We start from the raw sequence: 24,644 nt of genomic DNA on the forward strand, positions 1-24,644 counted from the left end.
CTTGGATTTAGCGCCAGCTCCCGGCCACCCCGGATGCTGGCTTTGCGGGGGGAGGTATCGGCACATGCGGAGCGCGTCGGGAGGCCCCCGCGTCTTGCTGAGACGGCTCCGCGAAACTATGGCGGAGCAGGTCTCGGCCCAGGAACGCCTGGACAAGATCGTGGTGCTGATCGCCGCCAATATGGTGGCCGAGGTCTGCTCGACCTATGTGCTGCGCGTCGACAACACGCTGGAGCTCTATGCCACCGAGGGCCTCAACCGCGACGCCGTCCACAGGACCGTGCTGAGCGCCCATGAGGGCCTCGTCGGCCTCGTCGCCAGCGAGGCGACGCCGCTCAACCTGAGCGATGCGCAGAACCACCCGGCGTTCTCGTTCCGCCCGGAGACCGGCGAAGAAATCTACCATTCCTTCCTCGGCGTTCCGATCCTGCGCGCCGGCAACACGCTCGGCGTGCTGGTGGTGCAGAACCGCGCCAAGCGCACCTATGTCGAGGAAGAGGTCGAGGCGCTGCAGACCACCGCCATGGTGCTGGCGGAGATGATCGCGTCCGGCGAATTGGCGGCGCTGGCACAGCCCGGCGCCGAGCCCGCCGCGCGGCATTCCCTGCACAAGACCGGCGCGATCCTGTCCGACGGCATCGCGCTCGGCCACGTGGTACTGCACGAGCCGCGCGTCGTCATCACCAATTACATCGCCGAGGACCTGCCGAAGGAAATCAAGCGGCTCGACACCGCGCTGGCCAAGCTGCGCGCCGACCTCGACCGCATGCTGGAGCGCGGCGACGTCGCCGAAGGCGGCGAGCACCGCGACGTGCTGGAAGCCTACCGGATGTTCGCCAACGATCACGGCTGGTCGCACAAGCTGCATGAGGCGGTCGCTACCGGCCTGACCGCGGAGGCCGCCGTCGAGCGCGTGCAGTCCGATACCCGTGCGCGCATGCTGCGCTCAACCGATCCTTACTTGCGCGACCGCCTGCACGACCTCGAGGATCTCGGCCATCGCCTGATGCGGCAGCTGGTGGGGCAGGATCACGCGCCGTCCCGGGAACAATTGCCCGACAACGCCATCCTGATCGCGCGCGCGATGGGCCCGGCGGCCCTGCTCGACTACGACCGCAAGCGCCTGCGCGGACTGGTGCTGGAGGAAGGCACCGCCAATTCCCACGTCTCGATCGTGGCGCGCGCGCTCGGCATCCCCGCGGTCGGCGAGATCGCCAACGCGCCGGGGATCGCCGATCCCGGCGACGCCATCATCGTCGACGGCACCTCGGGCTCGATCTATGTCCGCCCGTCGGCCGAAATCGAATCGGCCTATGCGGAACGGGTGCGGTTTCGCGCCAGAAGGCAGGCGCAATATTCGGCGCTGCGCGACAGGCCCTGCGTGACCAGGGACGGCCAGAAGGTCGAACTCATGATCAATGCCGGCCTGATCATCGACCTGCCGCATATCGACGACACCGGCAGCGCCGGCATCGGGCTGTTCCGCACCGAATTGCAGTTCATGGTCGGCCAGAGCCTGCCACGCTCCAGCGACCAGCTGGCGCTGTACCGCGCGGTGCTGGACGCCGCAGGTCCGAAGCCGGTGACATTCCGCACCCTCGACATTGGCGGCGACAAGGCGCTGCCCTATATGGAGACCGTGGTCGAGGAAAATCCCGCACTCGGCTGGCGCGCGATCCGGCTCGGCCTCGATCGCCCCGGCCTGCTGCGCGGCCAGATCCGCGCGCTGCTGCGGGCCGGCGGTGGCCGCGCGCTGCGCATCATGTTCCCGATGATTTCCGAAGTCGCCGAATTCGATTCAGCCAAGGGCATCGTCGAGCGCGAACTGACCTACCTGCGCCAGCACGGCCACGCGCTGCCGGAACGCATCGACGTCGGCACCATGGTGGAAGTGCCGGCGCTGCTCTACCAGCTCGACGAACTCCTGAAAAAGGTCGATTTCGTCTCGGTCGGATCCAACGACCTGTTCCAGTTCCTGTTTGCCGTCGACCGCGGCAATGCCAAGGTGTCCGAGCGGTTCGACCCCTTGTCCGCGCCGATCCTGCGGGCGCTGCGCGAGATCGTACGCAAGGCCAATGCGGCGAAGAAATCCGCCTCGCTGTGCGGCGAGATGGCGTCCAGGCCGCTCGGCGCGCTGGCCTTGATCGCCCTGGGCTACCGCTCGCTGTCGCTGTCGGCCACCGCGCACGGCCCGGTCAAGGCGCTGATCCTCGACCTCGACGCCAGGAAGGCCGAAGCCGTGATGACGCCGCTGCTCGACGCGCCGTCCGGCAGCGTGTCGATCCGCCAGAAGCTGACGGAATTTGCCGAGGCCGAGGGGCTGTCGTTGTAGCGAGGCCCTGCCCGCACGACGCTCCCCGAATTTCTTAGCCGGACGCGCATTGTTTACGCAAAACCGGTATCCACTCTTGCTGAATGCACGTGTATTCGAGACCTGACCATGTCGATGCTCCCCGAAGCCAAACTTGATATTCTGCTGGCGCACCACGCCTCCCTCGAGGCGCAGTTGCTCGGCCAGCTGAACTCGGAAGCCTACGTCAAGATCACGCGCGAACTCGCCGAACTCAATCCGCTGATCGACGCGGTGAAAGCCTACCGCGCCGCCGACAGGGAAATCGCCGATATCGAGGCGCTGATATCGGATCCCGCAACCGAACCGGAGATGCGCAGCATGGCGGAGGCCGAGCGTGAAACGCTTAGCCTCCGCGTGCTCGAACTGGCGCAGCAGATCCGCGTGGCGCTGTTGCCAAAGGACGCCATGGACGACCGCAACGTGGTGCTGGAAATCCGCGCCGGCACCGGCGGCGACGAGGCCGCATTGTTCGCGGGCGACCTGTTCCGGATGTATGAGCGGTTCGCGGCCCTGCAGGGCTGGAAGGTCGAGGTGATCTCCGCCAGCGAAGGCACCATGGGCGGCTACAAGGAAATCATCGCCGAGGTGAAGGGCCGCGGCGCATTCGCCAAACTGAAATTCGAATCCGGCGTGCACCGGGTGCAGCGGGTGCCCGATACCGAGACGCAGGGCCGCATCCACACTTCGGCGGCGACGGTAGCGGTGCTGCCGGAGGTCGAGGAGGTCGACGTCGACATCAAGAGCGACGATCTGAAGATCGACACCATGCGCGCGCAGGGCGCCGGCGGCCAGCACGTCAACAAGACGGAATCCGCGATCCGCATCACCCACATTCCGACCGGGATCGTGGTGATGATGCAGGACAGCCGTTCGCAGCACAAGAACCGGGCGTCGGCGATGAACATCCTGCGCTCCCGCATCTACGACGCCGAGCAGCAGCGCATCAACGCGACCCGCGCGGCGGACCGCCGCGAGAAGGTCGGGTCCGGCGACCGCTCCGAGCGCATCCGCACCTATAATTTCCCGCAAGGCCGCGTCACCGATCACCGCATCAATCTCACGCTCTACAAACTCCCGCAGGTGATCGCGGGCGAAGCGCTCGGCGAGCTGGTCGACGCACTGACGACGGAGCATCAGGCGGCGCAGCTCGCCGCCCAGGGCGCCGCCGCGTGAGCACCTTGTCGTCCCGGCCAAGCGAAGCGCGAGCCGGGACCCATCACCACAGACGCTCGCTGTCGCGGGAGGTATCAACCTCCACCACCCATATCGTGAGGCCGCGGCGTATGGGTCCCCGCTTTCGCGGGGACGACGCATGGATAGTGCTGGGCAAGGACGCGGCATGACCGATCCCTTCGCCGGCCAAACCGTCGAGATCGCGCGGCGCGCGTTGACCGCCCGGCTCAAGGCCGGCGGCATCGACTCCGCCGAACTCGACGCGCGGACGCTGGCCGGTGCAGTGCTCGGTCTCGATCTCACCGGCCTGATCACGGCCGCCGGCCGGCTTCTGACGCCGGCCGAATCGATTCGTCTCGAGGATTTTGCGCGCCGCCGCCTCGATGGCGAGCCGGTCGCGCGCATTCTCGGAACCAGGGAGTTCTGGGGACTGCCGCTCACCCTCTCGGCCGCGACGCTGGTGCCGAGGCCCGACACCGAAACCGTGGTCGAACTGGCGCTGGAGATGCTGCGCGGAACGCCGCGGCGGGATCGCCGGCCGCGGATCGCCGACATCGGCACCGGTTCCGGCGCGATTCTGCTGGCGCTGTTATCCGAACTGTCAGACGCAGATGGGATAGGCACCGACATCAGCGTGACGGCGCTGCAGACGGCGCGCGCCAACGCCGCCAATCTCGGGCTTGCCGGCCGTGCCGGCTTCGTGGCCTGCGATTATGCGGCGGCATTGTCAGGCCCGTTCGATCTGATCGTTTCGAATCCGCCCTACATCCGCTCGGCCGACATCGCCGGTCTCGCGGCCGAGGTCCGGGATTACGATCCGCTTCGCGCGCTCGACGGCGGCCCGGACGGACTTGACGCCTATCGCGCGCTCATCCCGCAGGCGGCGCGGCTGCTGGCGCCAAAGGGCGCACTCGTCGTGGAAGTGGGACAGGGCCAGGACGGCGACGTCGGGGGTCTGATGACCGCGGCCGGGTTAACTGCGGAGAAGCCTGCCAGGGCCGACCTGGCGGGTATCCGACGGGCCGTCGCCGGCCGGAAAATGCCGTCATAAAGCCCGATTGGAAGGCAAAAAAACCACTTGGAATATTGCCCGGGAGCGACTACGTTCCGCTCACAACATCGGTCCAGGGTTGCTGGCCCCGTAGATACCCCCGAAGGGATATTGCGGGTGGACGCCAGAGTTCTCAAAGCGAGAGCCCGCCCCGAGTGAAAGGTTCCAAAACGCAGGTCCAGTTGAGCGCGATGGCTGAAAGAGCTGCGCTGCTTCCGACCGCAAAGCGAACGAAAGCCTGATATTGCGCTTGAAAACTCACGCAAGAAACCTGTGCTTGTTTTGGCAGGCGGACTGATTTGATGCAGCCAGCGGCGTAGGCTGGGTGTTGGGGAACGCGTCTTTGCTGACCGCGACGTATGGCAGAATCTGTGTGGAACTGAGCTGCACTGCGGTCGGGTGCGCGTGACGCATGCCTGACGCGATGTAACGATGACAAGGCAATTCAAGGCTCACAACTTCAAGGCTGACGGCTTCAAGGCCGACGACTTCAAGGCAATAGCTTCAAGGCAATAGCTTCAAGGCTGGTAACTTCAGGGCTGGAATAAAGGCGAGACATGAGAAACGGTCAGAACCAAAACAAGCGGATGCGCAATCGGAGCAATCAGAACCGAAATGATGGCGGCCGGCGCGGCCAGAACCCGATGACCCGGGTTTTCGAGTCCAACGGACCCGACATCAAGATCCGCGGCACCGCATCCCATGTCGCGGAAAAATACGTGCAGCTGGCGCGCGACGCGCGCTCTTCCGGCGACCCGGTAGCCGCCGAAAATTACTATCAGCACGCCGAACATTATTTCCGCCTGATCGCCGCCGCACAGGAACAGTTCCGGCAGAACCAGCCGCAGCCGCGCACCGAGAATGAAATGCCCGCCGCCGCCACCGACGGCGACGACGACGAGGGCGAGAGCTTTTCGCATTTCGGGCAGGAGCCCGGCTTCGTCCCGGCGCAGCCGCAGCCCTTCGTGCCGCGCGAGAATCCCCAGCGCGGCGACCACCAGCGCGACGGGCAATCCTATCAGCCGCGCGACCAGCATCAGCCTCGCGAACACCGCGAGCATCGCGAACATCGCGAACATCGTCCGCAACCGCAGTTCCAGCCGCAACCGCAACCGCAGCCGGTGATTGCCGACAGCGGCGGCGTCGACCGCCTGCCGTCGTTCATCACCGGACCGCAGCCGCAGATCAGCGGCGGCCTGGGCGGCTTCGAAGGCGGCGAGCGCGAACGCTTCCCGCGCCGGCGCCGCCGGCCGCACGGCCCGCGCCCCGAAGGGGTCGCCGCGCCTGCCGCGCCCAGCGAGGACTTCAATCCGGGGAATGAGTAAGCAGCTTCGTAGGGTGGGCAAAGCCAACGGGTCGCGCGAATGCGCGCCCGGTGACAGGCTCCGCGTGCCCACCAACCCGGTTGATATCGCAATCGGCAAGAAATGGTGGGCACGGCGCAAGAGCGCCTTTGCCCACCCTACCCCTACAAAGAATCGTCCCGCTGCAGTGACGACGGCACCAGCGCCGGCTCCAGCGCCGGAATCAGCCGCGTGCGTTCGCGGTGCGCCGGGATCGCGCGGTAGACCTGCTTGGTGGCTTCCACGATGTGCACGCCGGCAAACGGCAGCGACAGCGCCGCGCCGACCCGCTCCCATGCCATCGCCGAACGCAGGAACCAGCCGCCGGCGACCGGCGGCATGAACAGCGCCTCGCCCCAGGACGCCGGCGTGAACCAGGTCTGCCGCAGCAACTGCGTGATCTGCGAGCGCGAATAGGGCCGGCCGTGACCGAACGGAGTGTTGTCGGTGCGTGTCCACACCCCGCGGCGGTTCGGAATGACGGCCATCATCCGCCCCGAGGGCGCCAGCACCCGCCACACCTCGCGCAACAGGCCTTCGGGATCGTCGGACATTTCCAGCGCATGGACCAGCAGGATGCGGTCGACGGCGGCATCCGGCAGCGGCAGCGAAAGTTCATCGACCAGCGTTGCCAGCGTCGGCCGCGCGGTCGGCCATTTCAGCACGCCCTGGGCCGCCGGCATGAAGGCGATGCAGCGCTCCGAATCCTCGCGGAACAGACCGAGATAGGGCGTCGGATAGCCGAGACCGAGCACACGCTGACCCTGCGCGTTGGGCCAGCGCGCATGAATGCCGCGGTTGATCAGCCGCCGCGCCACGATGCCGAGGCGGTGCGAATAGAAATTGCGGAGATCAATGACATCGATGGTCATGAATTCAATCTAACACGCCGCAGGGCGGAACGGCGCGCCGAATATGGCATTGCCTGCGAAGCGTTAACGCCATATTTCATGCCCATATGCGGCGGTACCAGCGTGCCCGCCCCGCTGGATGACGCCTCACCCGGACCACGGAGATATCATGGCCGCCGAAATTCGCCTGTTCACCTGCCTCAACGATAATTTCGGCTATCTGATCCACGACCCCGCGACCAAGGCCACCGCCTCGATCGACGCGCCGGAAGCCGCGCCCATCATCAAGGCGCTGGAGCGCGAAGGCTGGACGCTGACGGATATCCTGATCACCCATCATCACGGCGACCATGTCGGCGGCGTCGCCGAGCTGAAGCAGAAATACGGTTGCCGCGTGGTCGGCCCGCACGACAAGTCTACCAAAATCGCCAATGTCGACCTGCGCGCCGGCCAGGGCGATGTCGTCAAGATAGGAAATCTGCTGGCGCGGGTGCTGGAAACGCCGGGCCACACGCTCGACCACGTCAGCTATGTATTCGACGGCGAGAAGGCGCTGTTCGCCGCCGACACCCTGTTCTCGATCGGCTGCGGCCGGGTGTTCGAAGGCAACTATCCGATGATGTGGGAATCGCTGTTGAAGCTGCGCGCCTTGCCCGACGACTTCAAACTCTATTGCGGCCACGAATATACCGCCGCCAACATCAAATTTGCACTCACTGTCGAGCCCGACAATGCGGCGCTGAAGGCGCGCGCCGAGGAAGTGACGCGGCTGCGCGCCGCCAACAAGCCGACCGTCCCGACGCTGCTCGGCGACGAGAAGAAGGCCAACGTGTTCCTGCGCGCCGACGAACCGTCGGTCGCCGCCGGCGTGCGGATGAAGGGCAGGAGCGCCGCCGAAGTGTTCGGCGAATTGCGCGAACGCAAGAACAAATCCTGATGGCAAGATCCTGATGGTTGAGCTGCCGACCGCCGCCGAAATCGTCGCGCGGCTCGAATTGAAGCCGCACCCCGAGGGCGGGCACTATCGCGAGACCTTTCGCGATAGCCGCGTCGACGCCGACGGGCGATCCGCATCCACCGCGATCTATTTCCTGCTGGCGCGCGGCGAACGCTCGCACTGGCACCGCATCGACGCGGTCGAGACCTGGCATTATTACGCCGGCCACGCACTAACCCTGCAGATCGCCGACGATGCGGATTGGCGCACCGTCCGGCTCGGCTCCGATCTCGCCGCCGGCGAGCTGCCGCAGGTGGTGGTGCCGGCGCAGGCGTGGCAATCGGCCGAAAGCGCCGGCGACTGGACGCTGGTTGGATGCACCGTCGCGCCCGGATTCGATTTTGCAGCCTTCGAACTGGCGCCGAAGGGTTGGATGCCTCCGGGCTAGAGAGCGTTTTCCAGCTTGCCCGAACCAGTATGCTTCTCGCGGGGCCTCATGGTTCGAGACGCGCGAAGACGCGCCCCTCACCATGAGGGACTGGGACCTCATCCTGAGGAGCATCGCGAAGCGATGCGTCTCGAAGGATGGAGCATCTGAAGTGGAAAACGCTCTAACGTCGCCGCGCGAACATGTCCTTGGCCGCGATCAGACCACCGCCGGCGATCAGGATTGCGGCGACGGCGATGTTCGCACTCGGCCGGGCAAAACCCGCCAGGATCAGAAACGCCGTCGAGAGCAACGGCGTCGCATAGGACGCCGCCCCCAGCACGCGGATGTCGCCGCGCTTCATCCCGATATCCCAGGCATAGAATGCAGCGCCGACCGGGCCGACGCCGAGCGCCGCGATCGCCATCCACTGCGCCAACGTATCCGGCCAGACCGTGACCTCGACCAGCCCATGCACCGCAGCCGCGAGCAGCGCGGTCGCCGCGCAGAAACCCGCCACCGCATCGGTCGGCACCGCCTTGAGCTTGCGCGACATCACCGAATAGGCCGCCCACACGAAGGCCGCGACGAGGGCCGCGATCAGGCCGGGCAGTTGGCCGGGCGCGAAATCGACGCTGCTGTTTCCGACAAACAGCAGCACCGTGCCGGCAAGGCCTAGCAAGGCACCGATGATGTGATGCGGCAACAGCCGTTCGCCGGGGAGGACGGCGGAAAACACCACGATCAGGAGAGGCCACAGATAATTCAGCAGACCCGCTTCGGCCGGCGGCGCAAAGCGCAGCGCCAGGAAATACAGCGCGTGGTAGCCGAACAGGCCGCCGATCCCGACGAGCCAGGCCGTGGACGGTTGCCGCAGCGCGCGCATCGCTTCCGGCCGCCCGATCCAGGTCAGCGCTCCCACCAGCGCGCCGACCGCAAACGTCATGGCGGCGAGCTGGAACGCCGGAATCTTTCCGGTCGCCACCGTCAGCACGGCGAGCAGCGACCACATCAGGATTGCAGTCAGTCCGATCAGGGTAGCGGTGCGTGGGGTCATCGTTTATGAGCGGCTCGAATCAGTTTTCCGTCATGGCCGGGCAAAAGCGCCAACGGGTCCGCGCGAAGTGCGGCCCGATGACAGGCTCCGCGCGTCTTCGCGCTAGATGGCCCGGCCATCCACGTCTTCCTCTCGCAACGTAATAGAGACGTGGTTGCCCGGGACAAGCCCGGGCATGACGACTCTTTAGAGCTCATGGCTTAGCGCAACGGCGGCGCGCGCAAACGCATCACACCATATACTGGCCGCCGTTGACCGTCAGCGTCGAGCCTGTGATGCCGCCGGCCTCGTCGGCGGCGAGGAACACCACGGCGCGGGCTATCTCCTCGGGCTCGCCGAGGCGGCCGGTCGGGATCAGCGGCAGGATGTTTTTCTCCAAAACCTCCTTCGGCACCGCCTGCACCATCTCGGTGTTGATGTAGCCCGGGCAGATCGCATTCACGGTGATGCCGCCCTTGGCATTCTCCAGCGCCAGCGCCTTGGTGAAGCCGATGTCGCCGGCCTTGGCGGCCGAATAATTGACCTGGCCGAACTGGCCCTTCTGGCCGTTGATCGAGGAGATGTTGATGACGCGGCCGAATTTGCGGGCGCGCATGCCCTCGATCACCGGGCGGGTCATGTTGAACAGCGAGCCGAGATTGGTGTTGATGACTGCGTTCCACTGTTCCAACGTCATCTTGTGGAACGCGCCGTCCTTGGTGATGCCGGCATTGTTGACCAGCACGTCGACCGGACCGAGCTCGGCCTCGACCTTCTTGATGCCGGCGGTGCAGGCGTCGAAGGAACTGACGTCCCATTTGTAGACGGGGATTCCGGTCTCGGCCTTGAATTTTTCCGCCGCCGCGTCATTGCCGGCGTAGCTGGCGGCCACCTTGTAACCGGCAGCCTTCAGCGCCTTGCTGATCGCAGCGCCAATGCCCCGCGTGCCCCCCGTCACCAACGCAACACGTGCCATGTCGAATCCTTCCCTTGGCGCTTTTTGACCTGCTTTTGCTTAGCGTCGAATTAAGCGGGCCGTTTGACGAACATCAAGAAATAAAACGCCCGGCATCGAGGCCGGGCGCTTCATCTTAAGGATAAGCCACGCAGTTGCGAGATGATCTTTTCATCACGCTGCGCTGCAAGTTTAGTCGCGTGCGATGCACATCGCGATGCCCATGCCGCCGCCGATGCACAGCGTGGCGAGGCCCTTCTTGGCGTCGCGCTTCTGCATCTCGTGCAGCAGCGTCACCAGCACCCGCGCGCCGGAGGCGCCGACCGGGTGGCCGATCGCGATCGCGCCGCCATTGACGTTGACCTTGGAGGTATCCCAGCCGAGGTCCTTGTTGACGGCGCAGGCCTGCGCCGCGAACGCTTCGTTGGCCTCGATCAGATCGAGGTCGCCGATATTCCAGCCGGCCTTCTTCAACGCGGCGCGCGACGCCGGGATCGGGCCGGTTCCCATGATCTTGGGATCGACGCCGGCCTGGCCCCACGACACGATGCGGCCCAGCACCTTCTTGCCTTCCTTGGCCGCCTGCTTCGCGGTCATCAGCACCACGGCGGCGGCGCCATCATTGATGCCCGACGCGCTGCCGGCGGTGACGGTGCCGTCCTTCTCGAACGCCGGCTTGAGCTTGGCCATCGCTTCGAGGGTCGCGCCATGGCGGGGATACTCGTCATCGCTGACGATGATGTCGCCCTTGCGGGTCTTGATGGTGACGGGGACGATCTCGTCCTTGAACTTGCCGGCCTTCTGCGCGGCCTCGGCCTTGTTCTGCGAAGCGACGGCGAATTCGTCCTGCTGGTTGCGGGTGATCTGGTACTGCCGGGCGACGTTCTCGGCGGTATTGCCCATATGGTAGCCGTTGAAGGCGTCCCACAAGCCGTCCCTGATCATGGTGTCGATGAACTCGACCGGGCCCATTTTGGTGCCGCCGCGCAGATACTGCGCGTGGGGAGCCATGCTCATGGATTCCTGGCCGCCGGCGACGACGATGTTGGAATCGCCGTTGAGCAGCGCCTGATAGCCCAGCGCCACCGTGCGCAGGCCCGAGCCGCAAAGCTGATTGACGCCCCAGGCCGGGCTTTCCACCGGGATGCCGGCGGCGATCGAGGCCTGGCGGGCCGGGTTCTGGCCCTGCGCCGCGGTCAGGATCTGCCCCATGATGACCTCGGAGACGCGGCCTGGCTCGATCCCGGCGCGCTCCAGCGCGGCCTTGATGGCGATGGCGCCGAGATCGTGCGCGGGCGTGGTGGCGAAGGCGCCGTTGAAACTACCGACCGGGGTGCGGGCAGCGGCGACGATGACGACATCGTCTGACATGGACATCTCCTGAGGTTGAGCTTGGGGGCTTTAGGGCGTGGGTGGCGGACGCCGGAGTGGCGGGCCAGTCTCCTGCCTCATCCTGTTAACGGAGTTGAGGCATGTCAATCGGCCAAGTCCAAAATCTTACCGCAGCGCACTCAAAATGGCATCAGGGTATTTTCGGGCAAAGTGGCAGCCGGCTTGCCGTCAGAAACTGCCCTACCTCAGGTTGCATACGGCCTGACGGCAAACCGCTAACCGCCGTTGCCGACCGCGTGGGATATTCCTGAGCAGTGCCTGTGCTTTGGAATTAACCGTGGTGCACAAAACGGTAGCCGAACCGCATTGAAAATGCTTACTTTGCTGCGATGCGTTGCTCGTCTGCCCTTCGGCGATGCCGTCGGGTTCCCTTGTCCTCGGTGTGCATTGTGTGAGCCATGGCGAAATCAGACCAACCCACCACCATCAAGAAATACGCGAACCGGCGGCTCTATAATACCGGCACCAGCACCTACGTGACGCTCGAGGATCTCGCAGCGATGGTGAAGGAGGGCGAGGACTTCCTCGTCTACGACGCCAAGACCGGCGACGACATTACCCGCTCGGTGCTGGCGCAGATCATTTTCGAGCAGGAAAACAAGGCCGGCCAGAACCTGCTGCCGACCACCTTCCTGCGGCAGCTGATCCGCTTCTACGGCGACAGCATGCAGATGGTGGTGCCGAAATATCTCGAACAGTCGATCGACACGCTGACCCGCGAGCAGGAAAAGTTCCGCAAGCAGCTGACCAACACCTTCTCGGGCACGCCCTTCGCACCGCTGGAAGAGCACGTCCGCCGCAACATGGAATTGTTTCAGCAGACCTTCTCGATGTTCAAGCCGTTCGTGCCGCCGCGCGCCGGGGCCGCAGCCGAGCCCGAGAAGGCGCCGGAGCCGGCGCCCGACGCAGACAATATCGACGACCTGCGCCGCCAGATGAAGGACATGCAGGAACGGCTCGAGCGGATGTCGAAAGAGCCGAAGAAGGAAGAGCCGAAGAAGGAAGAGTAGTTTCTTCCTTTGTCGTGCCTGCACGGGAATTTTCCCGCGTGTCGTCCCCGCGAACGCAGGGCCCCATAACCACAAATCGGTGTTGTTGAAGGAAGGCGTCTACCACATCGCCTGACCGATGGGCCGCGGCGTATGGGTCCCTTGGGTTCACGGGGACGACGAAGTCTTCTTGGTGCCGGAAGGTTCTAGCCCGCCGCCGGCAACACCGTCGCGCGCCGGTCCCACGGCCGTTCCGATGACGCCAGCCCGATCAGCCGTCCCTGGATGTAGTCGCAGCCCCATTCGCGCAGCATCACCGCGGACTCCTCATCCTGGACCCATTCCGCGACGGTCCTGATCTGCAGCCGGCGCGCCAGATCGATCAGCGTCTGCACGAAGGCGCGATCGTCGGCCGAGCGCGCGATGTTCTGCACGAAGGCGCCGTCGATCTTGACGATATCGACGCCGAGCTTGCGCAGATTCCGGAACGAGGTGTAACCGGCGCCGAAATCGTCGATCGCGATCTTGCTGCCGAAGTTCTTCAGCCGCGTGACAAAGCCGCGGACGTCGTCGATATCCTGGATCGCGACGGTTTCGGTGATTTCCACGATCAGCCGTTCGGCCACGCCCGGATGGGCGCGCATCAGCGATTCGATCGAGGCCCACCAGTCCGGGTCCATCGTGGTGTCGGGCGAGATGTTGAGGCTGAGCTGCACCTGCGGCGAGTTTGCGAGTTCGGCCACGACGAGCTCGAGCACGCGGTGATCGACCAGCCGGATCAGGCCGAGCTTCTCCGCCACCGGAACGATGTCCGGCGCCAGCAGAACCTGTCCGTCGCCCTGCTCCATGCGGACCAGGCACTCGTAGAACGCCGCATCCCGCGAACGCGCTTCGACCACCGGCTCGTATGCCATCACGATCCGGCGCTCGTTGAGCGCGGTGACGATCTCGTCGGTGACGCGGATATTGACGCGGCGCTGGGCGTCGCGCTCGACATTGGGACGCCACACCAGGAACGATCCGGCGCGGCGGCGCTTGGCCATGTCGAGCGTTTCATGGGCGCGGTTGATCGCCTCGTCGGCGTTGTGCGCATAGCGCGGCATGCTGACCGCGCCGATCGACGCGGTGACCGAGACCGGGCCGGACCGGGTCGGCACCACCTCGTCGCGGATAGCAGCCAGGAACCGCTCGGCGGCGACATTCATGTCGTCGACGGTGCAGTTCTTCAGGATCAGCCCGAATTTGTTGCCGGAGAAGCGGCCGAGCACGTCACCGGCGCGCAGCCGCGCCCGGATGCGCAGCGCCACTTCGGAAATCACCGCATCCGCAACGTCGAAGCCGAAGGCATCGTTGATGCGCGCCAGACGATCGATGCCGATCAGCATGAAGGCGCAGGAGGTGCGGAAGCGCGAGGATTCTTCGATGGCCTCGGCCAATGAGGCGATCAGATGGGTGCGATTGAGTTCGCCGGTCAAGGGGTCGTTGCGCGACAGTTTCAAGAGCTGCTCGTCGCGGGCGTGGCGTTCGTTGTTGACGCGGACAATGCCATGGGCGTGCGCCGGCCTGCCGTCGGCGCCGGCGAACCAGCAGCCGGTTTCCTCGATCCAGAGCACCGGGGCGGAGGTAGAGGTCCGCACGCCGTACTCGATCCGGTAGGGCACGCCGTCGCCGCCGCGCGCCGGCGGCGCGTGGCCCAGCGCGTCCGACCGGATCGTGCGCGCCGGCTCGATCAGCTTGGAAAACTCGGCGCCGCTGGCCAGCGTCTCCGCCGGAATATCCGGAAAGACCGAGGTCAATTGATCGCTCCAGACAATGGCGTCGGTGGCGATGTCCCACACGAACGCCGCCTGGCCGAGCGAAGCAAGGATGGTGGAAGCTTGCGGGGCAACGGGTTTCACGGACGCCTCATTTCGGGACACTGCCGGGTGATTCGCGGCCTTGAGGATAGTGCCTGTTTTGCCCCCGGCCAGCGCGTATTCCGCAAAAGTGGGGACCGGCTTTGCGTTCATGATACGCGCGAATCGTTAAAGGGGAGCATTTTCCCGCGGCAAACCGGATCCGGCCATGCCGGAAGATGCTCCGCGCAAAGTTCCTAAACAATTCGGAAACCACGTTGCGAGGCCGCCGGGAACCGATCGGCGAGCTCCGGCATGGCCCTTGCGATGAGGAGATCGGAACGGGCGTCGCGTCCCAGAACGCGACAGTTCAGCCGGATTTCGATTTGCGATGTCAAGCAACAGTCGACCAGAGCAGACGGCAAATGACGGCGGCGTTGCCGACGCCAGGCCCGCCTGTGTCGCGCTGGTGCCGATGGTCCAGCGCACCGAATGGACGAGGACCGCCAGCCAGCCGCCCTCCCGGCCCGCCTCGACCTTTGTCACCCAACTGCTGGCCACCGCCGAGTACGCCCCGCAGACCCGCGGCTTGCGGCGGGCAACGGCCGCCGACGCGCGGATCGCCTACAGCACGAGCCAGCGCCAGGTCCAGACTCAGGCCCGGATAGCGGGCATCCGGACCAGGCAAACCATCTAACTAAACTCGAGAGCTAGCGCGGCGCGTCCGGCGACGGGTGCGAACCGTCGCCCGGCTGCAATCCCGGGGAAGGAACCTCCGGCGAGGGCGCGTGCGTCGTAACCTCCGGATGCACGATTTTCGGTTCGGCGCGATCGAGGGGCACCGATTCGGCGGCCGGCGCCGCCGCCGAAGGGGCCGGCGCGGACTGAGGTTCGAACGGAGGTTCGGGTGCAGCCGTTTCGGCCTTTGGCGCACCCCGCCGCGAGACCGCGGGAGCTGACGCCAGCTGCGTCCCGCGCCGCGTCCGCAGCGCAACGCCCGACAGGAAATCCACCAGCGCGAGCAGGGTCAGCAGGAAATAGGTCGAGGTGCCGAATTTCGGCCATAGCAGGAACTCGGCGGCCGCGGCGCCGAACACGACCAGCGACAACAAATGATCGGTGAGATATTTCGCGCCCGGGCGCGCGCCCTTGATGACCTCGAACATGAGCATCAAGACGCTGAGAGCCAGCAGCATATCGCTGAGGTTCACCGGCCAATCGACGTCGGACATCAGCGTCAGCTTCAGAACCGGATCGGCGAAGGAAACGCCGGGCATCAGGAAGACGATGATGTTGTAGATCGCGAGCGGAATCAGAAGAAGCGGAAAACCGATCATCGACATCGGCGAGGCCTTCTTTCCAGCCAAGAAAATCAAGGCGCTTTCGGGCGGACCGCCCGGTCCGCCGCAGGAGATCGTCTCACCTCACGCGTTGGCCGAATTCAGGCAGGCAGGACCGTCCCGGCCTGCCGCCTGCCGCCCCGGTCAGGATTCCTTCTTGGCCTTCAGCACCTGCCGGCCCTTGTACATGCCGGTCTTGAGGTCGAGGTGGTGCGGACGGCGCAATTCGCCTGAATCCTTGTCCTCGGCATAGGTCGGCTTCTTCAGCGCGTCCGCCGAGCGGCGCATGCCACGCCGCGAGGGCGATGTTTTTCTACGGGGAACGGCCATGTCGGTGTCCTCTAGGGGTGTTGTCGGAGGCATCGTCCGTGGGCGGACCGCTCAAGCGCTTTTTGGGCCACGAGCTGAAATGCCGATAAGGCCGCGCTTATAGAGGAAGGGGTGCGCCAAAGCTAGGTTCAAAATACGCCCAAATGGCTCAAAAAGCGCGATTTTCGCTCCAGCACCGCTGCAGGGCGGGGGCCTGCGCCCGGGCCACATAGGTCCCGGCCAGACGGCGGACGCCCGGGCCGGGATTGCGGGCGCTGCGCCTGATGGGATTGGGCAGGATTGCCGCCAAAAGCGCGGCTTCCCGTGGCGACAGGCTGGATGCGGAGTGGCCGAAGGCGTAGCCAGCCCCCACCTCGGCCCCGAACCGGCCGGACGGCCCCCATTCGGCGATGTTGAGGTAAATCTCCAGGATTCGCTGTTTCGGCAGCACCAAATCGATCCACATCGCCAGCGGGATCTCCAGGGCCTTGCGGACCACGCTGCGGCCCGGCCACAGGAACAGGTTTTTCGCCACCTGCTGGGTGATGGTCGAGCCGCCGCGCGCCACCTCGCCGTCCTCCGCGTCATCAATCACGTCGCGCAGCGCGTCCCAGTCGATGCCGCGATGACTGCAGAATTTGGCGTCCTCGGACGCCACCACCGAGCGCGGCAGCGCCGGTGAAATCGCCCTGAAATCGATCCATTGCCGCGACACCGGCGCACCCTTGAGCCAGCGCCAGGCCATCAGCGTCGAGACCGGATGGCCGGCGCGATAGAACGGCGCCAGCAGATACGGCAGCAACAATACGGCCAGCGCGATCAGCAGCAGATTTCGGGCAATGCGCAAATCTGAGGTTTCTGGTTCAGCGCGTATTCCGCAAGAGTGGATACGGGTTTTGCGAGCAGAATACGCGCGGGGGGTTAGGGCAAAAGGCGGCGAAGGGGCCGGCATTGGGGATATCTCAAGGATAAATCCCGGTTTTTCCAGCGCTTTTAAGGCGCCGCGACCCCGCCGGCGGAATTGACGAAGCCGGTGCCATCAACGATTGTCCGGCCAAATCGACGTAAGACTATCCCCCGGAGCTTCCTTGATGACGACCGCCACTGCAACCGACTTTGCGAAACGACTGGACCAGACCGCGGAGGATACCGAAGCCCTGCTGGCGAAGCTGTTGTCCGATACGCTGCTGCCCGACGAAATCGCGCGGCCGAAGCGGCTGATGGAGGCGATGCGCTATTCCAGTCTCGGCGGCGGCAAACGGTTGCGGCCGTTCCTGGTGGTCGAGAGTTCGGCCGTGTTCGGCGTGCCGCGCGAGGCGGCGCTTTTGGCCGGCGCCGCGCTCGAATGCATCCACTGCTATTCGCTGATCCACGACGACCTGCCCGCGATGGACAACAGCGATCTGCGCCGCGGCCGGCCGACGCTGCACAAGAAGACCGACGACGCCACCGCGATCCTGGCCGGCGACGGGCTGTTGACGCTCGCCTTCGACATCATCACCCGCGACGAACTCCATAACGACCCGACCGTGCGCCTGCTGCTCACCCGCGCGCTGGCGCGGGCGTCGGGAATCGGCGGCATGGTCGGCGGCCAGATGCTTGACCTCGCCGGCGAAGGCCGGTTCGGCGACCGCGAGCCGGTCGACGTCGCGCGGCTGCAGCAGATGAAGACCGGCGCGCTGTTGCGCTACGGCTGCATCGCCGGCGCGATCCTCGGCCAGTCCACGCCGGCGCAATACCAGGCGCTTGACGATTACGGCCGCGCGCTCGGCGAAGCGTTCCAGATCGCCGACGATCTGCTCGACGTCGAGGGCGACGCGGCCGCGCTCGGCAAGCAGACCGGACAGGATGCGGCGCTGGGCAAGACCACCTTCGTCACCCAGCTCGGGATCGACGGCGCCAAGCAGCGCGTGCGCGATCTGCTGGCCAAGGCCGACTCCGCGCTTTCGATCTTCGGCGCCAAGGGCGACGTGCTGCGCGCGGCGGCGCGGTTCGTCGCCGATCGCAAGAACTGACGTGCCGGCGGCCAGGCAGGAACTCGACGAGCTTGTTGCCTGGTTCAGGAAGATGCCGGCGCCGGTCCGCGTCGTCTATGCGCGGCCGCGCACCTTCGTTTCGATCGCGCTCGGAATTGCGGCGTTCTTCCTGCTGCCGGATTCGCTGCGGCTGGTGACGCGGCTATTGATCGGCTGGGACGTCTTCGCCGCGTTCTATCTGGTGCTCGCCTACATCATGATGTTTCGCTGCGATCACGGGCATATCCGCCGCAATGCGATCCTGCAAGACGACGGCCGCTTCCTGATCCTGCTGGTGACGGCGCTCGGAGCATTCGCCAGCATCGCCGCGATCGTGCTCGAACTCGGCTCTTCGCACCGCGGCGCGTCTGAACTGGCGCTGGCGACGGTGACGATCGCGCTTTCCTGGGCAGCGGTGCACACCACCTTCGCGCTGCATTACGCGCACGAATTCTATCGCGGCAGGAAACCCGGCGGCCTCGATTTCCCCAAGGGCCACGACGACGAGGATCATCCCGACTACTGGGATTTCGTCTATTTTTCATTCGTGATCGGCATGACCGCGCAAGTCTCCGACGTCGGCGTCACCGACCGGATCATCCGCCGCACTGCGACCGCGCACGGCATCGTCTCGTTCGTCTTCAACACCGCGCTGGTCGCGCTGATGGTCAATATCGCCGCGAGCGCGATCTAGAGAGCTGTCATTCCAGCGAAGCGCGGGCACGATGACCAGCTCCGCCTCGAACCCGCAACGACGTTCAGCGGCAAATCTGCACGTTACCGCCGCCGCCTTCATAAGGGCCGCCCTGCGCGGTGGTCCGGAACTCGATGTGGCAACCGGACTTGACCGGACGGCAGCCGACACTGTCGCATACGATCTGCCCGCTGGAGGATCGCGGCTTGGCAGCGCTGGCTTCCGGGCGAGGCGCTTCGCGCGGCGGACGCGCGGCGTCGTCGCGCCTCGCCGCCGGCTTGTTCGCGCGCCGCTTCTCGCATTCATTGTCGTCGTTGAGGAACGAGCCCTCCGCGCAAGCGATCTTGCTGCAGCGGTCGCCGTCGGCCTTGAAGCCATGTTCGCAGACCAGCGGACAGACCCGCGACGGCTTCAGCTTGATCGCATCGAGCGCATCGAGGCTTGCGAGCTTGACGTCGAATTTGGTTCGGGCATAGCGGTTGAACAGCGCCATCGAACGTTGCGACGCCGCGTTCCAATCGCCGTCGGCCGCGGCGGCAAGGCAACCAACGCGGCGCAGTTCGGCCTGCACGGATTTCGTCAGGTCCGCAGGCGAAGGCCCGGTGTTGAGCGAGGCGAGGTTCGTCCCCTTGTCGCTTTGCGCCTTTTCGGCCGCCGGCGGGGTCCCCGCAGTCTTTTCGGTGGCGGCACGGTTACGCTCGGCCTCGGCGGCCTGCTCCTGCGCAACCTGCTTGGCTTTTTCGGCGGCGATCCGGGCCTGCTCGGCCGCCTTCGCGTCGGCCTCGGCCTTGACCTGCTGGGTCTTTTGCGCGCCCTCGGCGGCCAGCCGCGCCCGCTCCTGTTCGGCCAGCCGCGCCTTTTCGGTGGCGGCGACGCGGGCTTCTTCCGCGGCAAACTTGGCGAGCTGGATCCTGGCGAGGCTGGCGTAGAAACCTTCGGGATATTGCACGAGGAAGGCGTTCAGCGCGTCCTTGTTGCCGATCTGCAGCGCCAGTTCATAGTCGCGGCGCGCTTCGGCTTGCGGATTGGGCGCGGCGGCCGGGGCGGCGACGGGCTTGGCCGGCACCAGCGGCACGTCTTCGCCGCCGAGCGAGCCATAGACAAACGGCTCCTGCCGGTTGCTGGTATTCTTCAGCACGTCGTCGCGAATGAAACCGAACGCGCGGCGCACATCGAGCCCCGGCGTCGTCAGGTGCTTGGCCAGCGCCATCGTGAACGGGCTGTTCTTGCCGTCGCCATCCGCCGCCGTCGAGCCGGCCTTGGCCGAATAGGCGATCAGCATGTTCGGGCTGGTCGGCTCGATCTTGGCGAGCCCCTGCCCGATCGCGCGCGATGCCACGGTGCGCTTCATGTTGCGTGAAAACGGATTGTCCCGGCAGGCGTCGAGGATCACCAGCCGCAACCGCTTGGCGGGCTCGATCGCCACCAGCACGCGGTCCAGCGAAAGCGCCTCGTCGAACACGTCGGTGTCGCGCTCCAGTTTCGCATCCACCGGGATCAGGTAATTGGTGCCGTCGACTTCCAGGCCGTGGCCGGCGTAATAGACTACCGCAATGTCGGAATCGCGCGCACGGTCGGCGAAATCGCGCAGCGCCCGGCGCGTCTCGGCTGCCGGCAGGTCATGGCGGGAATCGACGACATCGAAACCGGCGGCCTTGAGCGTGGCCGCGATGGTGGCGCCGTCATTGATCGGATTCGTCAGCCGCGCCGCGTTTTGATAGGCCGAATTGCCGAGCACCAGCGCGACGCGCTTTTCGGCGAAAGCCGGCTGGCACACCAGCAGCAATGCTGCGGCGAGGAAAAACCGGCGCAATCTTGAATATCCAGGCGAATTCATCGCGACACCTATGCTTATACTAACATACTAACACAGCTCAGCATTCCTACCAGCAGCCTGCCCCGGCCCTTGTGAGCCAGATCACGCTGCGAATGCCGACCGGCACCGGCGGCCGAGGCGAGGACAAGTGACGGAACTGCTTGTCATTAGTGCCGCCGGATCGCTATCGGTTCGCCCTTTGCCAATCACGTTTTTCCGTCCAATATCGGCCCACAAACAAGCACAAATGGAGCAGGCGATGCGCGGCGTTGTTTTCGCCGGCGAACGCGAACTGGAACCGATGCAGTTCCCCGATCCTGCGCCGCATGCTCACGATGTCGTTATCGAGATGGAGGCGTCCGGCCTATGCGGTGGTACCTGTATCAATACCGCCGCTGGTCGCCATTCCGGGGCGCGCGCAGAGCGCGCGAACCCGGAATCTCGCGCCAATAATTTCTGGATTCCGGGGCTGCGCTGCGCGCATCCCGGAATGACTAAAATCAGCAAAGGGAGCACCCACCGTGAGTCATGACCGTTCCAGCGTCGAAGCCGTGGTCCAGCAGTATTTCGACGGCCTCTACGAAGGCAGCGCCGACAAGCTCGGCGCCATCTTTCATCCCTCCGCCGACCTGCGCTGGCTGGAAAAGGGCGAGTTGCAGGTCCTTACCGTGCCCGACTGGCTCGATCGCGTGCGCAAACGACCGTCGGCCAAGGCAGAAGGCAAGCCGCGCGAGGATTTCGTCGTGACCATCGACCGCTCCGACGATTCGACCGCCTTCATAAAAGTGCGATGCCAGTTGCCGCCGCGCTATTTCACCGACTATCTGGTGGCGATGAAGCTCAACGACGGCTGGCAGATCGTCTCGAAATCCTATCGCTACGATCTGCGCGATTAGATCCGCTCAGGCACGCGCGCTCGCCTCGGCCGGCTTTTCGCCGCCGCGCGGGCGCCGGAGAAGCAGGATGAGGACCTGTTATTGCTTCGGATAGCACATGGAAATGCGGGCCTGCCCCGGATTTCGCTGGCGCTCCATCCGGGCTTCGGGTGCTTTACTCCGCCGCCGTCACCGGCGCCTTGGCGCCTGCGCCATAGCGCTGGTCGATATACTCGATCACCAGCGCCTTGAAGTCGGCGGCAATCGTCGGCCCGCGCAAGGTGCGGAATTTCTTGCCGTCGACGAACACGGGTGCGGCCGGGGCTTCGCCGGTGCCGGGCAAGGAGATGCCGATATTGGCGTGCTTGGATTCGCCGGGGCCATTGACTATGCAGCCCATGACGGCGACGTTGAGCGTCTCGACGCCGGGATACTGCGTCTTCCAGCCCGGCATTTCCTCGCGGATGAAATCCTGGATCGAGCGCGCCAGTTCCTGGAACGTGGTCGAGGTGGTGCGGCCGCAACCGGGACACGCCGCGACCAGCGGCACGAAGGTGCGGAAACCCATGGTCTGCAGCAGTTCCTGCGCGACCTGCACCTCCAGCGTGCGGTCGCCGCCGGGCTCGGGCGTCAGCGAAATCCGGATGGTGTCGCCGATGCCGTCCTGCAAGAGGATGCCGAGCGCCGCGGAGGATGCGACGATGCCCTTCGATCCCATGCCGGCCTCGGTGAGGCCGAGATGGATGGCGTAATCCGAGCGCGACGCGAGCGTCTGGTAGACCGCGATCAAATCCTGCACGGCGGAAACCTTCGCCGACAGGATCATCTTGTTCTTGGGCATGCCGAGCTCTTGCGCCCGCGCCGCCGACAGCAGCGCCGACTGCACCATGGCCTCGCGGGTCACCGCGCGGACGTCCCTAGGTGCTGCGAGCAGCGCGTTTTCGTCCATCAGCTTGGTGAGCAGCTCCTGATCGAGCGAGCCCCAATTGGCGCCGATCCGCACCGGCTTGCCGTTCTTGTTGGCGATCTCGATGATGTCGGCGAACTGGGTGTCGCGCTTGTTCTTGAAGCCGACATTGCCGGGATTGATGCGGTATTTGTCGAGCGCCTCGGCGCAGGCCGGATAGTCGGCGAGCAGCTTGTGGCCGATGTAGTGGAAATCGCCGATCAGGGGCGTGGTGATGCCGCGCTTGCGCAAGCCGTCGCGGATATGCGGCACGGCGGCGGCGGCCTCTTCACGGTCGACCGTGATGCGCACCAGTTCCGAACCGGCGCGCGACAATGCCGCCACCTGCGCGATGGTGCCGTCGACATCGGCGGTGTCGGTGTTGGTCATCGACTGCACCACGATCGGCGCGCCTCCGCCGACGGCGACATTGCCGACCATGACCTGGGTGGTTTCGTGCCGGGCCCTGGGGCCGGCGACGTCGCTCGGAAGCGTCTTTTCGGGCTTGTTCATGGCGTCTCGAATATCAGGTTTTGGTGACATTCACCAAGGGGGCCGAAAAAGGGCCAGCCGCAGGTGCCGGCACTCCATCTCAGTCTGGATTTTTCTCTTGTTGGTTCAATAGCTTATTTGGGCCATTGAGGCGGAAAGCAAGGCCCGAAGGCGGCGCCGTCCCGAGCGGTATATCGGGCCGGAATCCGGGGATTAAAGGGCAAAGCCCGGATATCCTTGTTTGAGCATGATCTCCGGGCAAACGCTTCGCGCTTGTTCCTGGGGTCAAGCCCGGCCCTGACGAACTTTCAGTGTCCCAGCCATCACCCCGTCACACATTGGGATCCGGCGCGATTTCCGCCCGCGCGGCTTCCGGCCTGTTGACCAGATAGAGCCCCGCGATCACCAGCAGCGCGGCGGCGCCGAACGCCAGTGTCAGGGTGTCGTGCATGATGAAATAGCTGGCCACCACCCCGAACAACGGGGTGATGAAGGTGAAGGCCGACAGCTTGCTGGCGGAATAGGTTTTGACCAGCGCGAACCACAGCAGGAACGTCAGTCCGACCACCCAGACTGATTGATAGACCATCAGCGACAGCGCCAGCGGGCCGGGAACCCGGGTGATGGTTTCCCCCGATATCCATGCCGCAAGTGCGAGAATCGGGATCGAAAGCGCCACCTGGTATCCAAGCCCCTTTTCCGCCGGGGCCCTGAGCAGCGCGGTTGTCTTCACGATCAGCGTGGTGGCCGCCCACAACGCGCCACCGGCGACGATCAGGAGATCGCCCAGCAGGACATTGGCATCGACATTGGCCTGGGGAACGCCGATCGCCAGCGCGACGCCGGCGAAACTCAACGCCAGACCGCCCCATTGCGAAGCGCGCAGCCGCTCGCCGAGAAACACATAGGAGCCGAGCGCCACGAAGAACGGCGCGGTATAGAGAAACACCACCGCGCGCGACGCCGACGTCAGCAACAGGCCGCGATAGATCAGCACGAATTCGATGCCGAAGATGACGCCCGCGGACAAGCCCGGCCACAGTGTGCCGTCGCGCTCGAACATCTTCACGCCGCGCGCCCGCGCAATCAGAAACAGCACCGGCAACGCGCCCAAAGAGCGGATCAGCGCCTGCAGCATCGGCGGAATGTCAGGCAACGCCAGCTTGACCGCGATCTGGTTGAAACCCCAGCTCAGGCACAGCATCAGCATCAGCGCCACGGCGCCCGGACTGAGCGGACGCCCGGCCGATGGGTTCACTTGCTTGGACGACATGTATCCTCGTATCCGGCTTGGCGCCGTGTTGATTTTTTATTTCTGGCAGTGCGCGCAGGTGCCGGTGATTTCGACGACGGAGAGCTTTGGCGCGAAGCCGGACGCGCGCGCCGCGGCGTTGAGGCTTTGCGCCACCGGTGCGGCCGGAATTTCGCCGACCGAACCGCAGGCGTCGCAGATCAGGAACGCCACCATCGCCGCGGTGTCATGATCGTGGGCGCAGGCGAGATACGCGTTGCGGCTTTCGATGCGGTGGACGAGGCCGTTCTCCATCAGGAAATCGAGCGCGCGGTACACCGTGATCGGCGCCGGCCGCGGCATCGATTTGGCAAGTTCGTCGATCACCTCATAGGCGCCGAGCGGGCGGTGGCTGGACAATAGCGCCTGCAGCACCTGGCGGCGGATCGGCGTGAATTTCTGCGCCCTCAGCTGGCAGACCCGTTCGGCGTGATCGATCGCTTCCGCGGCGCAGCGGTCGTGATCGTGATCGGGCGAGGGAAAGGTCGGCTTGAGGGCTGTCATAGGGACGACCGTTTAACGCG

24 protein-coding genes are annotated in these 24,644 nt (G+C 65.3%); 12 read left to right on the plus strand and 12 right to left on the minus strand.

The features are described 5' to 3' along the window. Positions 1-64: 64 nt before the first annotated feature. The 4 genes from ptsP to KMZ68_RS25250 all read left to right on the plus strand — a co-directional run bounded on the left by ptsP (position 65) and on the right by KMZ68_RS25250 (position 5,902). Positions 65-2,332 carry a phosphoenolpyruvate--protein phosphotransferase gene (gene ptsP / locus KMZ68_RS25235; RefSeq protein WP_215613799.1) on the plus strand — a complete coding sequence of 756 codons (2,268 nt, stop codon included), beginning with the start codon at positions 65-67 and terminating at the stop codon, positions 2,330-2,332. 108 nt (positions 2,333-2,440) lie between these two features. Next, complete coding sequence (gene prfA / locus KMZ68_RS25240; protein ID WP_215613800.1) at positions 2,441-3,526, plus strand: peptide chain release factor 1; 1,086 nt, start codon at positions 2,441-2,443, stop codon at positions 3,524-3,526. 166 nt (positions 3,527-3,692) lie between these two features. Next, positions 3,693-4,577 (plus strand): peptide chain release factor N(5)-glutamine methyltransferase, encoded by an 885-nt coding sequence (prmC, locus tag KMZ68_RS25245; protein WP_215613801.1) that lies wholly within the window; start codon positions 3,693-3,695, stop codon positions 4,575-4,577. Positions 4,578-5,134: 557 nt separating this feature from the next. Next, entirely contained in the window at positions 5,135-5,902 is a 768-nt protein-coding gene (locus KMZ68_RS25250) for a DUF4167 domain-containing protein (RefSeq protein WP_215613802.1), read from the plus strand. 143 nt (positions 5,903-6,045) lie between these two features. On the opposite strand, the gene KMZ68_RS25255 is transcribed toward KMZ68_RS25250, so the two are convergent. Then, a complete protein-coding gene (locus KMZ68_RS25255) occupies positions 6,046-6,786 on the minus strand; it encodes a class I SAM-dependent methyltransferase (RefSeq protein WP_215606861.1) in 741 nt (246 codons plus the stop codon). A 154-nt stretch (positions 6,787-6,940) separates the two neighbouring features. Here KMZ68_RS25255 and gloB point away from each other — a divergent pair, with 154 nt between their 5' ends. After that, the gene (gene gloB / locus KMZ68_RS25260; protein ID WP_215613803.1) at positions 6,941-7,708 is read left to right on the plus strand and encodes a hydroxyacylglutathione hydrolase; all 768 of its coding nucleotides are present in this window, start codon (positions 6,941-6,943) and stop codon (positions 7,706-7,708) included. A 22-nt stretch (positions 7,709-7,730) separates the two neighbouring features. Continuing rightward, positions 7,731-8,156 carry a cupin domain-containing protein gene (locus KMZ68_RS25265; RefSeq protein WP_215616470.1) on the plus strand — a complete coding sequence of 142 codons (426 nt, stop codon included), beginning with the start codon at positions 7,731-7,733 and terminating at the stop codon, positions 8,154-8,156. Positions 8,157-8,319: 163 nt separating this feature from the next. Here KMZ68_RS25265 and yddG read toward each other — a convergent pair whose 3' ends face one another. The 3 genes from yddG to KMZ68_RS25280 form a co-directional block, all read right to left on the minus strand. Next, positions 8,320-9,192 carry an aromatic amino acid exporter YddG gene (gene yddG, locus KMZ68_RS25270; RefSeq protein ID WP_215613804.1) on the minus strand — a complete coding sequence of 291 codons (873 nt, stop codon included), beginning with the start codon at positions 9,190-9,192 and terminating at the stop codon, positions 8,320-8,322. Positions 9,193-9,421: 229 nt separating this feature from the next. Further along, positions 9,422-10,147 (minus strand): acetoacetyl-CoA reductase, encoded by a 726-nt coding sequence (phbB, locus tag KMZ68_RS25275; RefSeq protein WP_215613805.1) that lies wholly within the window; start codon positions 10,145-10,147, stop codon positions 9,422-9,424. Positions 10,148-10,318: 171 nt separating this feature from the next. Then, on the minus strand, positions 10,319-11,497 hold the full coding sequence (locus KMZ68_RS25280) for an acetyl-CoA C-acetyltransferase (RefSeq protein WP_215613806.1): 1,179 nt from the start codon (positions 11,495-11,497) through the stop codon (positions 10,319-10,321). Positions 11,498-11,916: 419 nt separating this feature from the next. On the opposite strand from KMZ68_RS25280, the gene phaR reads away from it, so the two are divergent. Further along, positions 11,917-12,528 (plus strand): polyhydroxyalkanoate synthesis repressor PhaR, encoded by a 612-nt coding sequence (gene phaR, locus KMZ68_RS25285; protein ID WP_215613807.1) that lies wholly within the window; start codon positions 11,917-11,919, stop codon positions 12,526-12,528. Between the two features lie 185 nt (positions 12,529-12,713). On the opposite strand, the gene KMZ68_RS25290 is transcribed toward phaR, so the two are convergent. Next, positions 12,714-14,405: a putative bifunctional diguanylate cyclase/phosphodiesterase gene (locus KMZ68_RS25290; protein ID WP_249779470.1), complete on the minus strand. Its 1,692-nt coding sequence runs from the start codon at positions 14,403-14,405 to the stop codon at positions 12,714-12,716. Between the two features lie 328 nt (positions 14,406-14,733). Here KMZ68_RS25290 and KMZ68_RS25295 point away from each other — a divergent pair, with 328 nt between their 5' ends. After that, positions 14,734-15,039, plus strand: a complete 306-nt coding sequence (locus tag KMZ68_RS25295; protein ID WP_249779471.1) for a hypothetical protein — start codon at positions 14,734-14,736, stop codon at positions 15,037-15,039. 13 nt (positions 15,040-15,052) lie between these two features. On the opposite strand, the gene KMZ68_RS25300 is transcribed toward KMZ68_RS25295, so the two are convergent. The 3 genes from KMZ68_RS25300 to mtgA all read right to left on the minus strand — a co-directional run bounded on the left by KMZ68_RS25300 (position 15,053) and on the right by mtgA (position 16,838). After that, positions 15,053-15,679, minus strand: a complete 627-nt coding sequence (locus KMZ68_RS25300; RefSeq protein WP_215616472.1) for a hypothetical protein — start codon at positions 15,677-15,679, stop codon at positions 15,053-15,055. A gap of 147 nt (positions 15,680-15,826) precedes the next feature. Beyond that, positions 15,827-16,012: a 50S ribosomal protein L32 gene (rpmF, locus tag KMZ68_RS25305; protein ID WP_027540899.1), complete on the minus strand. Its 186-nt coding sequence runs from the start codon at positions 16,010-16,012 to the stop codon at positions 15,827-15,829. 148 nt (positions 16,013-16,160) lie between these two features. Then, on the minus strand, positions 16,161-16,838 hold the full coding sequence (gene mtgA, locus KMZ68_RS25310; RefSeq protein ID WP_249779472.1) for a monofunctional biosynthetic peptidoglycan transglycosylase: 678 nt from the start codon (positions 16,836-16,838) through the stop codon (positions 16,161-16,163). A 244-nt stretch (positions 16,839-17,082) separates the two neighbouring features. On the opposite strand from mtgA, the gene KMZ68_RS25315 reads away from it, so the two are divergent. After that, a complete protein-coding gene (locus KMZ68_RS25315) occupies positions 17,083-18,006 on the plus strand; it encodes a polyprenyl synthetase family protein (protein WP_215613810.1) in 924 nt (307 codons plus the stop codon). Positions 18,007-18,058: 52 nt separating this feature from the next. Beyond that, positions 18,059-18,700 (plus strand): DUF1345 domain-containing protein, encoded by a 642-nt coding sequence (locus tag KMZ68_RS25320; protein WP_215616473.1) that lies wholly within the window; start codon positions 18,059-18,061, stop codon positions 18,698-18,700. Positions 18,701-18,764: 64 nt separating this feature from the next. Here KMZ68_RS25320 and KMZ68_RS25325 read toward each other — a convergent pair whose 3' ends face one another. Then, positions 18,765-20,537 carry a caspase family protein gene (locus tag KMZ68_RS25325; protein ID WP_215613811.1) on the minus strand — a complete coding sequence of 591 codons (1,773 nt, stop codon included), beginning with the start codon at positions 20,535-20,537 and terminating at the stop codon, positions 18,765-18,767. A gap of 127 nt (positions 20,538-20,664) precedes the next feature. Between KMZ68_RS25325 and KMZ68_RS25330 the strand changes: the two genes are divergently transcribed. Then, positions 20,665-21,048 carry a hypothetical protein gene (locus tag KMZ68_RS25330; RefSeq protein ID WP_215613812.1) on the plus strand — a complete coding sequence of 128 codons (384 nt, stop codon included), beginning with the start codon at positions 20,665-20,667 and terminating at the stop codon, positions 21,046-21,048. Next, the gene (locus KMZ68_RS25335; protein WP_215613813.1) at positions 21,038-21,412 is read left to right on the plus strand and encodes a nuclear transport factor 2 family protein; all 375 of its coding nucleotides are present in this window, start codon (positions 21,038-21,040) and stop codon (positions 21,410-21,412) included. The genes KMZ68_RS25330 and KMZ68_RS25335 overlap by 11 nt, the downstream gene beginning before the upstream one ends. 154 nt (positions 21,413-21,566) lie before the next feature. Here the strand turns inward: KMZ68_RS25335 and ispG are convergent, their stop codons facing one another. From ispG to KMZ68_RS25350, 3 genes are all read right to left on the minus strand, one after another. Further along, the gene (gene ispG / locus KMZ68_RS25340; RefSeq protein ID WP_215613814.1) at positions 21,567-22,850 is read right to left on the minus strand and encodes a flavodoxin-dependent (E)-4-hydroxy-3-methylbut-2-enyl-diphosphate synthase; all 1,284 of its coding nucleotides are present in this window, start codon (positions 22,848-22,850) and stop codon (positions 21,567-21,569) included. 310 nt (positions 22,851-23,160) lie between these two features. Beyond that, on the minus strand, positions 23,161-24,102 hold the full coding sequence (locus KMZ68_RS25345; RefSeq protein ID WP_215613815.1) for a DMT family transporter: 942 nt from the start codon (positions 24,100-24,102) through the stop codon (positions 23,161-23,163). A gap of 36 nt (positions 24,103-24,138) precedes the next feature. Beyond that, positions 24,139-24,624: a Fur family transcriptional regulator gene (locus KMZ68_RS25350; RefSeq protein ID WP_215613816.1), complete on the minus strand. Its 486-nt coding sequence runs from the start codon at positions 24,622-24,624 to the stop codon at positions 24,139-24,141. Positions 24,625-24,644 lie beyond the last annotated feature (20 nt).

This window comes from Bradyrhizobium sediminis (assembly GCF_018736105.1).
Classification (GTDB): Bacteria; Pseudomonadota; Alphaproteobacteria; order Rhizobiales; family Xanthobacteraceae; genus Bradyrhizobium.